The sequence below is a fragment of the Pedobacter duraquae genome, assembly GCF_004362245.1.
Taxonomy (GTDB): Bacteria; Bacteroidota; Bacteroidia; order Sphingobacteriales; family Sphingobacteriaceae; genus Pedobacter; species Pedobacter duraquae.
Genome location: NZ_SNWM01000002.1, coordinates 112,486 through 125,200 on the forward strand (window position 1 = coordinate 112,486; position 12,715 = coordinate 125,200).

Genomic DNA, 12,715 nt, shown 5'->3' on the forward strand with positions numbered 1-12,715 from the left:
GTTCTAATAGAAATCGTAACAGCGATTTCCATAAACACCCCTACCCTGCCCATACCTGGTTTCAACGTTTGGATTGAGGGTAGTTTCGTAGGTTAAAGCACCTTCGGTGGTACCTCCCGTGCGACCGTAAGGCAGTCTGGATAATGTGGCATCATGACTGATACCCAGACGAACTTTATCATAGGAATCGCTGCGTCCAAACAGATCAAAAATCACTGAGACCACAACTGCATCAGCAGACTGCCCGTCACCACGGTACCAAACACCAAGATTCACATTCTGATGTTTATACTGTGCACCCAGACTTAACGACTTCAAAGTACCTTGCTGATAATAGACTACGGATGGAATTAAAAAGGAGGTATTGTCCATATCGTATGGACTTAATGCAAGTTTGTAACTCGCATATCCATTATACCTGATGGGCAATGCAGATTTTGTACCTGTAAAAGATTCATCCGGCTTGTTCAGATGCTGACCAGCAGCACCGATCATGAAATTTCCAGTAACCAGATTGATGCCGGCCCCAGAATCAAAATAGAACTTGTTATTAAACTCCGGTAATGTTGCACCAGAGATACCGCCGGTGATGCCGCCACTACCCAGCTGATCTAAAAACACCAGCTTATTGTAATCGAGCTTGCGGTTAGTCATACCTCCCTGGACGCCAAATGACAAAACACTGTTATCAAACTCTACACTATAGGAATAGATACCAGCAATATTTACCTTATTGAGGTAGGCTGTACCTTCACTAGATTTGCTAATCATCAGCCCTACACCTCCACCTAAACGGGGCAGGTTATAGTCTACAGAAAAAGTATAATAGCTTAGGTTTCCGGGAATCTGCGACCATTGGTTTCTGTAAATCATGTTCACCCGGAAGTCTCCTTCAAACTGCCCGTTTAATGCAGGGTTAAGGTAATTGGGCGCGTTATAGAACTGGGAATAGATATGATCCTGTGCCTGCACGCCGGGAATTAAGTAGCTACTGATTAAAAACAACAATACCAGTGCTTTTGCTTTGCTCATTGCTTATTATCTGATTAAGTGAATAGGTCCTGTTTTTGTTGGCGATCCTGTTTGGTATTTCATTCCTTTCCATTCAGATCCATTGATGAATTTTGCCGAGATGTACCATACATACACGCCCTGTGGTGCCGGTGAACCGCGCATTGTGCCGTCCCAGGTTTCAGTAGGAACACCTTCCTTATCAAGCTTTGAACTTGACCAGACCAGCTCACCCCAGGTATTGAAAACTTTAATGGTATACTCAGACAAACCAGTGGCCCTTACGCCAAAAGTTTGCAGTTCTGGCTTGAGACTTCCTGGCTCAAATGCATTCGGCACATAGAGGTATCCCGTTGTATTCGTAATTTGTACTGTGCGTGTAAGCACATCTACACAGTTCTCCGCATTTGTTACTGTTAAGCGTACTTTGAAGATGCCGGAATCAGGATAGGTATGCACAGCATTTCTGGTATCTGCCGTCCGGCCGTCGCCAAATTCCCATTTGTATTTTACCGGGTTGCCTGTACTGATGTTGTTAAACGTAAACGTAAAATCAGGAATCTTAATCAGTGTATCTGGTAGGACTTCAAAATTCGCTTTAGGCGGCGCGCTAACTACGATGTAATTTGTAATTATAGCGGTATCAGAACAGCCAAAATCTCCCGTAGCCACAAGCTTTACGGTATAGGGTGATTTGAGATAACTATAGGTATGCACAGGATTTTTCTCTATGGAGTATGTGCCGTCGCCGAAGTCCCAGACATAGCTTTGGGTGTTTACAGATATATTGGTGAACGTAGTCGTAATCTGCGTACAGCCAGTCCTGACATTCGCTGTAAATGCCGCCTGAGGCGTTGCTGCTATACGGACTTCCTGGATAGCTGTGTCCCTGCAGAAGCCATTTGAAGCAATAACCCTCAGTTGGTAGGTACCTACCGCTCCATAAGTATGTGCAGGTGTTGCGCCTGTAACTTCTGCTGTGCCGTCGCCAAAATTCCAGGTGTAACTGGTTGCACCGGTAGAACTGTTCGTGATTTTCAGATCCAGCTTACCATTACAGCTGAGGTTCTCGGCCAAAGAAAATGCCGCCACTGGTTTTGGATAAGTAGTGATACTGCGCTCCAGACTATCGGCCTTACAGCCATAGATGTTATTAACGACCAGTTTGATTCTGTAGGTAGTAGCCGGGTTTGGCAAACTCAATACAGGATTCTTTTCTGTAGATACCCGTCTATTATCGACATACCAGGTATAGAGATCAGCGTATTGCGAAGTATTGTTAACTACAGGCACATACGGAGCGCAGCCACTAGCGGCAGCAATTGTAAATGCCGCTTTCGGAAGCGCATTAAATTGAATGGTATGACTTGAAGTATCAGAACATCCCAGGGTGCTGGTAACAATCAATTTTACAGCATATGCAAGTGGATAAGCCCCGCTGGCTGGCGGTGTGAAGTTATAACTTAGATTTCGCTGATTAGACACTACAGCATTATTGATCAGCCACTTATAAGTTACCAGATCTGTACCGCCATAGGTACTTGTATTTCTAAAATTGATCGTTGTTACCGATCCGCACAAGATACTATCTCCTGGTGTAAAGGATGCCAGTGGGCTTTCTGTAACCCGAACGGAAAGGTATGTAGAATCTGCACAGCCGGCAGAATTATAGGCAATCAGTCTCACCCTGTAAATCCCTGCACGCGTATATGTATGTCGGGCTGTAAATCCACTCAGCTGGTTATTGGCACCCTGAGGATCACCGAAATTCCATTCTGCTGCTGATGCACTTGATGCTGGTGTGCTTACCACAAGATCGAATGGGCCGCAGTTGAGGTTCGCTGCATTGCTGGTCAGCACCATAACTGGCTTGGCCAGAATTTGTACAGAATGACTTACGGTATTGCTACAGCTGGCACCGTTGGCAAATGGACGAATGGTAGTGAGCTTAACAGTATACACACCAGCTCTGGTATACGCGTGTACAGGTGTTTGAGCATTACTTGTTGTACCGTCACCAAAGTCCCACAAATAACTATAATCAGGAGTCGCCGAGGTGTTGTTTAGCACCAGCGACTCTGTTACACAATATTGTGTTTTAGAAAGTGTAAAAGTTGAAGCCGGTTGCTCATATACAGTGATCGTCTGTGTTGTGGTAGCAGAACTACAGCCATTTGAAGCAAGCAATTTAACGGTATAGACGCCGGGCCGGGTATAAATGTGTTGCAGCGTAGCTGGTGCCTGGGTAGTTACCGCAGTATTGCCATCACCAAAGTCCCAGTTAAAGGTGGTGGCACCGGTCGTATTATTGGTAAAGGTTACCGCTACGGGCGAACAGCCATACTGGTTGTTCCCATTCACAACAAGGTTGGCCTGAACCTGATTAGGATAAACAACCACCTGATATTCTGTAGAGTCTTTACCACAACTATTTTCGGCAACCATTTTTAAAGTCAGCGTATCTGTTTTAGTAGTATTATAAGTATAACTAAATCCATCTTTACTGCTTTTTACGATTTTATCCCCGTTACCAAAACTGTAAGTATAGGTGGTGGCCGTACCCCTGCTCTGGTTGGTCAGATTGATCACAAACGGCGAACAGCCAATCGTTTTATCAGGTGTGAAGATAGCCTTAGGAATGGCGTGTACCAGAACAGTATCTGTAAAAGTACTGACATTACAATCTGTTATGGCTGTTAGCGTGATGGTATAAGTGGTATCTCTGTTTAGTGGATGCGGTTGGAAAACGACATCAGCAGGCTGTGCCAAGCTTGAGGTAGATCCATTTCCAAAGTTCCAGCTGTAACGTGCACCGGCTATCGGAGTGGATGTGTTCGTGAAATGGGTTGTTACCGGACCACAGGCAGCAACCTGATCTTTAATGAAGGCAGCAGTAACGGATTTAACGGTGCTGAGATCCATTTCCTTCACAGAAGATTCGCAGCCATATCTACTTGTTGCAACAAGTTTGACATGTGCCGTTTCACCATCATTTTGAATCACATAATCAGGAATCGTAAGTCCCGTTCCGATTGAAAGGCCATCTACAAACCATTCATAGCTTGAATTCCTGTCGGCATGTTGAACAAGTGTCACTACGTTTCTGATATGGAACGGTGCACAGCCCATCGTGCTCGAAACGGTAAATTCCGCAAGCGCATCTGGATTTACAGTGATGAGAAAAGCATTACTATTGTTACGCTGAGCACCATTACAACTTGCGGAACTCACTATACGTCTGTAAAAAGTATTTTGTGTAAGCACCGGTACCGTATAACTATCCTGATTTGCCCCGGCTATAGTTGTCCAGTTTGTGCCATCAACAGACAGCTGCCACTGGTACATAAAGTTACCGTCTGATCCTGCTGGAATGGTACCTGTTAACTGACCTGGAGAATGCCCGGTACAAGTCTGATTTAATCCACTAACAATGTTGTTAGTGATCGCAGGTTGAACAACAACCTGAACCGGCAAGCTAATTCTTTCGCAGAGGTTGTAGCTACGCACTGTTCTCCTGTACCAGGTACTTGCTGTAGGGCTAACTGTATAGGTAGCTGCTGTGGCACCGTTGATGATCGTCCAGTTTTGGTTGTCGACAGATTGTTCCCATACATAGGTGTAGCTTGCAGCAACGATGCCAGAAACATCACCACCACTTAGCTGATCTGTGCTGAGCGTTACACTCACACCAGGGCAAATTACAGCATTAGAGGTTTGAATAGCATTGACGATATCAGAAAGTGCATCAACAGTAACAAAATCCGAGCTCGGTGTACAACCATTGCTGATTGTCCATTTAAAAGTATATCTGTTATTCTTAGTCAGCCCGTTTACCACTGTACCTGCCGAGGTGCTGCTTACGATATTCGCCAACGGACCTGAGGTCTGTTCCCATACGCCGGATCCTACCAGCGGGGTATTGCCATTTAATGTAGTTGTTGTACCGCAGGTTTTTTGATCTACACCTGCATTTGCAGGCGTTGGCTGCGGACTAACGCCAATAGAATAGCTTTGCGGTTCACCTTCGCATTGTTTACCGCTATAATTATAGATAGGAAAAACGGTGATCGTACTCGTAATATCAGTTGTTGTTGTATTTGTTGTAGCGAAAGCGGGAACACGAACACCTGTGCCCGAGTTGAGTCCTACTGCAGGGTTAGAAGATGTCCATCTGTAAGTTATAGTAGCCCCAGTAAACGGATCCGCATCGTGTGTCGGATTGACGGCAGGAATTACCGTACCGGCACATACAGGTGCGGGAGTTCCTACTAACGGATTGATTGTAATATTGGGGAGAATTGTAATCGTATACGTCATTGCCGTTCCCGGACAACTTACACTATTTGCCGTATATGTTGCTGTGACACTTATATGTGCAACAATAGGGTGCTTAGTAGTGTTCGATGTTGTAAATGCAGGAAGATTGCCCGTTCCGGATGCTGCGAGACCGATATTCACATTATCATTGGTCCATGCATAGATAACGGCTCCCGCAACGGGACTACTGAATGTTGTAGCTGGAGCAAGGATATTTGCACAGAAAAGCTGATCTGCTAGCGTATTTACAGTTGGACGGGGGTTGACCGTAATCATCACGATATTTGACATACCTGTACAAATCCCAGTAATTGTATTTCTGCGGTAATAGGTAGTGGTGTTGAGTATACCTGGTTGATAATTTTGTGCCGTTGCCCCGGTAATTGCCGTCCACGTTATTTGGTCTGTTGAGCGTTCCCAGGTATAAGTATATGTACCGCTGCCGCCAGATGGGCCTTCCCCAATTAATTGTGCCGGAGTTGTAGCTGCACATATGGTTTGATTATCGGCAATATTAAAATTGCTAAGCACGGGTTGCACGCCAAGGGTAACCTCATTAGAAATGCTTGCGCAGCTACCACTTGTTACCAGTCTCCGGTATTTAGTAGTTTCCATCAAGACCCCTGGAGAATAGCTGGCAGTTGTTGCGCCGGCAATATCCGTAAACGGTGAAGCCCCTGTAGCAACTTGCCATTGATACATATAAACGCCACTACCCCCCGTCAGTGTACCTTGCTGCGTGATAGGTGCTGCAGTGCTACTGAAACATAAGTTCTGATCTGGTCCTATTCTGTTATTAGCAATAGCGGGATTTACGGTAACAGTAATTACCGTGGCGGGGCTTTCGCAACCATAACTATTTGTTTGCGTCACATAATATCTGGTTATGCCTGCCGTAGTTGTAGGTGGCGTTGGTGCCCCGGGCAACGTGGCTGTTAGTGCTGCATTAGTATACCATTGCAGTGTATTTGCACCTGTAGCAGTAGCTGATACTGCCGAAGCGTTTTCATTAAGACAATAGATGAAGTTTGTTGGCGAAGCGACAGGAGCCGATGGTTGCGGATTAATGATAATATTAAATGTTTTTGGCAGGCCTGCACAGCCATTACTCATTGGTACGACTGTAATTATTGCCGAAATTGGTGTTGTGCCATTGTTGGCCGCTGTAAATGCAGGGATTGATCCCGACCCACTTGCTGGCAATCCGATAGCAATATTGCTATTTGACCAGGCATAGGTAGTTACTGCCGGTGCCGGGAGGCTACTGGAAAAGGGGATTACCGCCGTGGTCTTACCTTTACAATATACAATATCCTGGGCAGGAACGGTAACTTCCGGAATAGGTTTAACAACTACAGTTGAAGTTTTTGTTGTTGAGCCACACCCGTTCGTTACAACCAGGGTTGTTGTATAAGTACCCGGGGTAGCGTAAGTAATTGTTCCCGGATTTGCCACTGTAGAGGTAGCAGGCAATCCCCCTTCGAAAGTCCATTGGTAAGTTACGGCATTGGTAGATATGACGCTAGCCGAAGGGGTACGTGTAGTTCCGGCACAGATAGATCCGCCTGTGGCGGCACTAAGCGTAACGACGGGCAATGCATGTACTACTATTTGTTTAGAATATGGGGCCGACGTACATCCCTGTCCTGGCGACGATGTAACCAGCGTTATGGTATACGTACCAGGATTGGCAAACTGAAAATCCGGATTCGCAGCAGTGGCGTCGAAGGTTACGCCGGCAGTACCCGTTGCCGAGGTTACCGACCACTGGTAGCTGTTTACACCACAATTAGGAATTGGGGATGTGTTGGTTGTATGAATAGTGAGGGGCTGACAGCCATTATCAATATCGGTGGTAAATAATGCCAGGGGTGCCGGATTGACACAAACAGGTAGATCTGCCTCATCATCTCCACAGGTGGTATTTCCTGTCCATACCTTAATTTTTACGTGATGCGTACCTGGAGTAGTGAATTTAATGACAATATCTTCCGTTCCGGCTATAGTATTACCGTATGTCGAACCTAGCTCTCCCAGACTTCCGCTAACAACTATATAATCTTGCGTATCAATCTCCCAAATAGCTTTACCCGGATTACAGGCGCCGGTAGAAGACACGCTATTTCCTTTAAAACTATGACTACTAAATGTTACCGGGCTGTTAATGCAGGTATTGGGAGCAGTACTTGTCAATTCAGCGACCGGTTTTTCAGATACGTAAATGGCTGAAACCGTAACATTGGAAGTACCACATGGATTTGATGCAATGATCTGCGCACTAAAAGAGTTTCCCGGTTTACCGCAGGAACTCTCGTTAAAAGTATGTTCTACTGCGTTTGGAAGGGTCTGTTGCGTATAGTTTTGCGGCGCTGAGCCATCATTAAACACGACCGTGTATCTTGTTCCCGGTGGGTTTGACTGTGTTCCGGAAATTGGAAAACTGATGGGTACGCCCACACAAACTACGGTATTTCCCGGGCTCGCGATGGATACTGCGGGATTACTTCCCACAAAAACATGGTAAATTTTTGTTTCAACGCATCCGTCTGCGCCAGTTACCTTAAACGTGAGATCATAGAAGCCGATAGCATAAGTATGAGAAAGTGAGGTAAATGTAGCGGTTTGTAAAACCGGACTTCCATCGCCCCAATTGATTTCATAACCTATATTCGTTGCTGCAGTGGTAGAAGAGTTCGTGATATTTACTGGTGCTGACGAAGCACTCGACGTACACATTGTAAAATATTCCTCGTCTTCAAAAGTCGTGGGGTTAGGCCCTGTCAAATTCGCATTCGGTCGCTTATTCATCGTGACCCCTCTTGTGACTACCTGACTACAACCTTCGTCGTTGGTTACCGTCAGCTTAACCTGAAAAATTTGCGTTCCCGTTCCCGTAGCCCCCACAAAACGGTGTGTTGGGTTTTCGTCGGTCGACGTATTTGCTACTCCCGAGTTGACATCGCCAAAATCCCAACTGTAGGTCAATCCATTTCCTGTTGAGGTATTGGTAAATTGTACATCTTGAGAAACACATTGGTTATCACCTGTAAAAGTGAAAGTAGCATTAGGTCCATTCTTCATGGTTAATGTAACCGCAGGATATAACGTACCATTTACCGTGACGCTATAATTCCCGGCGCTATTTGCGGTATAAGTAGTTCCGGTCTGCCCGGCAATGATTGCCCCTCCCTTACGCCAGACTATCGTTTGACCGGCAACAGCATTATTAGCACGCAATACTACCACGGCATTAGGGCATAGTGCAGCGGAACCGTTTATAATAATCTGATTGGGGTCGGCCTTGAAAACCCAGGGCTTACCAAAAAGGTTATAATTCTCCAGTCCAAAAGCTGCTGAAAGCCGATAAAAACCACAAAACAAGACGACAAGAACAGCTATTCTCAGTAAATGTTTAACCACTTAATATTTTTAACGTATAGGGTGAATGCGTAAAATCTTGAGAAGGATAAGTTGAGTCTGCTTTAATAATTCGATCCTAATTCTTGAGAGGAACATCTTAAGATAAATCATTTAAAATAACATAATATATAACGGCATAGTCGTTTAAACTTTCTTCAAGCCCGTTCATATATGTCAAGGCCGCAAAAGTATAATTAAATTCCGAATCGTGAAAATGAATTTTAGGTGCGGATTATGAAAAGTATTGAATGAAATGCCTGTCTGCCGATCAATTTTCTACTGATGAGATATAAATAAACAATAATTCAGTATTTTAACAATAACATTAAGAAACTTCGATTTTTTTCCACAAAATAGCTCGACCTGACTTATAAAAAAAGAACAAGATGAATATTCATTTTAAGAATAACCTGATATCGCTTTGTTATTTCTTTGGGGATAAGCGTTGCCAGTTACGTTTTAACTGCACGCCGTTCTTATAAGTGGTGTAGACTGGTTTTTTAAAAGGAACAGTAAGGGCAAGTAAGAATACGCGTTTATTTCTACTGACGCTGGTTGCTTCTGAGGCATTCTCAGGTATAAAATCAGCAATTACTTTATATGCAACCAAAAATGATTTATTTACACGAACGTACTCTTTTTCAGATAGGTAACGTACGCTCTCCTGTAGCGTATCTGGCCAGCTGTGGATAATTCCTGAAGTGTCAACAGCGTATCGACCATGTGTTGTAGAATGAATTATTGCGAGATCTATTTGTGGACAATGCGCGGGAAGTGTAAAGCTATTTGCAATAAATTGAGGAGATTTATATTTTGACCAATTGATCAGGTGTGTTACCACATGCCTCAAGTTAAATAACATAAGACATATGATAATATGTTGAACAATATGAGCAACGTCGATTTGCCAATAAGACAGTCCAAGATAGCATATCACTGGAATCTCCCACAGGGTTCTAATTATCAAAGTATTACTACTGTATATTCTAAGGGAGGAAAATTTAAACATCAGGGATCATTTGTCTAAAGTGCGCTCTAAACTATATAATCACCTATTATTAACCATATTTATTTTTTCATCATGCCACGATATGCTTTCCTACCTGGCACTAAAATTCGTTCCATAACCTGTTCAGTCCTTTTATTATCCTATTGAGCTTTCTTCAAATAGTAATTGCAACGCGTTCAGCTAATTTCAACTTATGGATCTTGATTCCAGCTGTTTCGTCAATATAGATTTGAATAAAAAAAATATGAAGAAATATCAATTTTCACAAACAGGAATCAATGCAATGCAGACAGACATCTATGCATTGCAGGACGAAGCGGTATATGCTTTTGCAGCCGAAGTGGCAAAAGATTTTAAACGTTGGGCTATTACTTACCTGGCGTTTACAGCATCACAACTTCGTGATCTGAGCAACCTAAATGAACAGTCGATTTCATTTTTGGCTTCCCAGGGTAGCTTTGCAATCAGAAACAGGAGGCCAATTAAGTTTGTTAAACCGACTGACATTATAAACAGTTCTTTCGGAGATAAGTTGGTCGCACTTAGCACAACACTTTCCGCAGTTTCAAACCGCGAGGGTCGGTTCAGCGCCAGTGGAGAACTTGTTATTGAAATCACCTATGGGTGTAAACAACATTATCCCGAGGTGTTAGAGCATGAGCTATTGGCTTATTGATAAAAAGGCATCATGAAAGTTTCATGATGCCTTTTTATGTTTTGTATGTTGGTCTACAATCCGCGACGCACGCCTCCAGAACCAATCACAGTTTTGTGTATAGTCGGACTTTGACGATAATTGACAGTACCAGAACCACTGATTACCGCATTAATTTCGTCGGATGCGTCTACATTAACACTTCCCGAACCACTTAAAGTAGTTGAAAGTGAACCTACTTTTAAGCTTTTTCCATTAAGCACACCCGAACCGCTCAGTGTTACGGTTGTTTTATCGGCACTACCAGTTAAACTAATTGTTCCTGAGCCACTTAACACCGAAGTCAATTCCTGTACATCCAGGCCTACTTTAATACTTCCAGAACCGCTCAACGTGGTAGTCAATTCTGACTGATTAATCGGCGAGTTAACCCGCATACTACCGCTGCCACTCATTGTGAGGCTACTGATCTTTTTTGCAGATACATAAGCTGTTATTTTTTTATCTTCATATTTCTTCGCCCAACTTTTCCAACTATTCTGCGGTCTGATGATCAAAACGTTCCCTCTGACTTCGGTAACCAATGTGGCAATTGCATCTGCATCTCCTTCAAAACGCACACTTTCGGTGTTACCGATTGTGACGATCACATCAATGGGTCCACCTGCAGCAATTCCAGAAAAATTCTTCACCGTACGGTCTTCGGTCTGTTTAATTGTAGTTGTGCTTGCTGGTTTGGCTAAACAGCTGATGGTACTTAGCGCTAATATTCCGCTAAAAAGTAATGGGACTATTTTTTTCATGATCAGTTTCTTTAAAATTCAACTCTTATAAGACGTATGTGAATCCTAAAAGTTGCAAGTAAAACAAATTTTGTTTTCTTTTTATTTTCGGCGCTAGTATTATGAGGGCTCAAAAACAAAAGAATCTATAAATAGTACCATTTTAACGTGTAATAGTACCACATTAGCCATCACGTTTTACGTACTTTTGTACATGGCATCAGGCATTCCATTATATGACATCGGTAACTTCGAATCCTATAAAGATGAGGGGATTCTGATTAGCCGTTTTGGTTACTATGCCAAGAATAATCAGCACCTTCATAAAGCGCACAGGCACTCCTTTTATCACCTTGTATATTTTTCAAAGGGTACAGGGACACAGTACATAGATTTCAAAAAATTCCGCATTACACCCGGACAGATTTATTTTATGGCACCCGGGCAGGTACACAGTTGGGATTTCGAAGATGAGCCAGACGGTTATATTATCAATTTTTCAAAAAGCTATTTCAGTTCGTTTTTGCACAACGCCAATTATATTAACGGATTTCAAGTATTCAGCGGAGTACCGGAAGAGCAGGTTATTGAGTTGAATCCCCAATTGCAGCAAGAAGCGGTAACGTTGTTTGAAAGCATGCTTCAAGAGACGCCCAAGGAACGAATGTTTAGTCAGGATATGGTTCGCACACTGCTCCTTCAATTGTTGATTAAGGTATCCAGGGTTGCACAGTCAACCGTCACCGCTACACCCCATTCGTACAATCAAACCGTCTTTAGGAATTTTCTGCAGTTAATTGATGAGCATTACCTGGTGCTGAGATTTCCGAAAGAATATGCCGAGATACTCTATGTTACGCCCAACCACCTCAATGCACTATGTAAGGATCTGGCGGGTAATTCGGCCGGGGAACTGATCCGGGCAAGAGTTATCCTGGAATCGAAACGTTCGCTCATCAACCTTAGCCTGAGTATTGCAGAGATTGCGGAGCGTCTAAATTTCAAAGACAATTCTTACTTTAACAGGTTTTTCAAAAAACACGAGGGCATCACCCCCGAAAAATTCAGAAAGTCAAACGTTCAATAATATGGAAAATAACAGTAATCAACCAACAGGATTAAAAGTATCACAATGGAATGGAATTGTACATGCCAAATGTCCACGCTGCAGGGTAGGAAAAGTTTTTGAAGGGCCAACGTATGGTTTTCGAGTGCAAAAGATGAATGAAACCTGCCCTTACTGCGGACTAAAATTTGAACGTGAACCTGGTTATTTTTATGTTTCCATGTTTATCAGCTATGCCATGAACGTTGCAGAAATGATCAGCGCGAGTGTTGCAGCGTACATATTAGGTCTTCCCCTCGTATACGAAAATCTGTGGTACTATGTAGCGATCCTTCTCGTGGCAGTACTTGCCTTTTCTCCATTTAATTACAGATATTCCAGGATTATCTTACTTTATTGGTTATCGCCCGGCTTACATTATGAGCCGAACAGGGCTCCCCAAAAGAAAAAGTAGC

7 protein-coding genes are annotated in these 12,715 nt (G+C 43.4%); 3 read left to right on the top strand and 4 right to left on the bottom strand.

All coding sequences use genetic code 11. The annotated features are described in order from the left end of the window. Window positions 1–3: 3 nt before the first annotated feature. The 3 genes from CLV32_RS06570 to CLV32_RS06580 all read right to left on the bottom strand — a co-directional run bounded on the left by CLV32_RS06570 (window position 4) and on the right by CLV32_RS06580 (window position 9,610). Window positions 4–1,032 (bottom strand): PorP/SprF family type IX secretion system membrane protein, encoded by a 1,029-nt coding sequence (locus tag CLV32_RS06570; protein ID WP_133553722.1) that lies wholly within the window; start codon window positions 1,030–1,032, stop codon window positions 4–6. A gap of 6 nt (window positions 1,033–1,038) precedes the next feature. Next, the gene (locus CLV32_RS06575; RefSeq protein WP_133553724.1) at window positions 1,039–8,748 is read right to left on the bottom strand and encodes a PKD domain-containing protein; all 7,710 of its coding nucleotides are present in this window, start codon (window positions 8,746–8,748) and stop codon (window positions 1,039–1,041) included. A 424-nt stretch (window positions 8,749–9,172) separates the two neighbouring features. Next, complete coding sequence (locus CLV32_RS06580) at window positions 9,173–9,610, bottom strand: hypothetical protein (RefSeq protein WP_133553726.1); 438 nt, start codon at window positions 9,608–9,610, stop codon at window positions 9,173–9,175. Window positions 9,611–10,001: 391 nt separating this feature from the next. Between CLV32_RS06580 and CLV32_RS06585 the strand changes: the two genes are divergently transcribed. Further along, window positions 10,002–10,433, top strand: a complete 432-nt coding sequence (locus CLV32_RS06585; protein ID WP_133553728.1) for a hypothetical protein — start codon at window positions 10,002–10,004, stop codon at window positions 10,431–10,433. A 53-nt stretch (window positions 10,434–10,486) separates the two neighbouring features. Here CLV32_RS06585 and CLV32_RS06590 read toward each other — a convergent pair whose 3' ends face one another. Continuing rightward, window positions 10,487–11,215, bottom strand: coding sequence for a head GIN domain-containing protein (locus tag CLV32_RS06590; protein WP_133553730.1), 729 nt, complete (start codon window positions 11,213–11,215; stop codon window positions 10,487–10,489). Window positions 11,216–11,408: 193 nt separating this feature from the next. On the opposite strand from CLV32_RS06590, the gene CLV32_RS06595 reads away from it, so the two are divergent. Both CLV32_RS06595 and CLV32_RS06600 read left to right on the top strand, forming a co-directional pair. Then, complete coding sequence (locus CLV32_RS06595; RefSeq protein ID WP_133553732.1) at window positions 11,409–12,281, top strand: AraC family transcriptional regulator; 873 nt, start codon at window positions 11,409–11,411, stop codon at window positions 12,279–12,281. 1 nt (window position 12,282) lies between these two features. Next, the gene (locus CLV32_RS06600) at window positions 12,283–12,714 is read left to right on the top strand and encodes a DUF983 domain-containing protein (protein WP_208110966.1); all 432 of its coding nucleotides are present in this window, start codon (window positions 12,283–12,285) and stop codon (window positions 12,712–12,714) included. Window position 12,715: the final 1 nt, after the last annotated feature.

What these genes read in the sequence shown, in the direction of transcription:
- CLV32_RS06570 (WP_133553722.1), bottom strand. Translation starts at nt 1,032, where the DNA reads ATGAGCAAAGCAAAAGCACTGGTATTGTTGTTTTTAATCAGTAGCTAC.
- CLV32_RS06580 (WP_133553726.1), bottom strand. Translation starts at nt 9,610, where the DNA reads ATGTTATTTAACTTGAGGCATGTGGTAACACACCTGATCAATTGGTCA.
- CLV32_RS06585 (WP_133553728.1), top strand. Translation starts at nt 10,002, where the DNA reads ATGAAGAAATATCAATTTTCACAAACAGGAATCAATGCAATGCAGACA.
- CLV32_RS06590 (WP_133553730.1), bottom strand. Translation starts at nt 11,215, where the DNA reads ATGAAAAAAATAGTCCCATTACTTTTTAGCGGAATATTAGCGCTAAGT.
- CLV32_RS06595 (WP_133553732.1), top strand. Translation starts at nt 11,409, where the DNA reads ATGGCATCAGGCATTCCATTATATGACATCGGTAACTTCGAATCCTAT.
- CLV32_RS06600 (WP_208110966.1), top strand. Translation starts at nt 12,283, where the DNA reads ATGGAAAATAACAGTAATCAACCAACAGGATTAAAAGTATCACAATGG.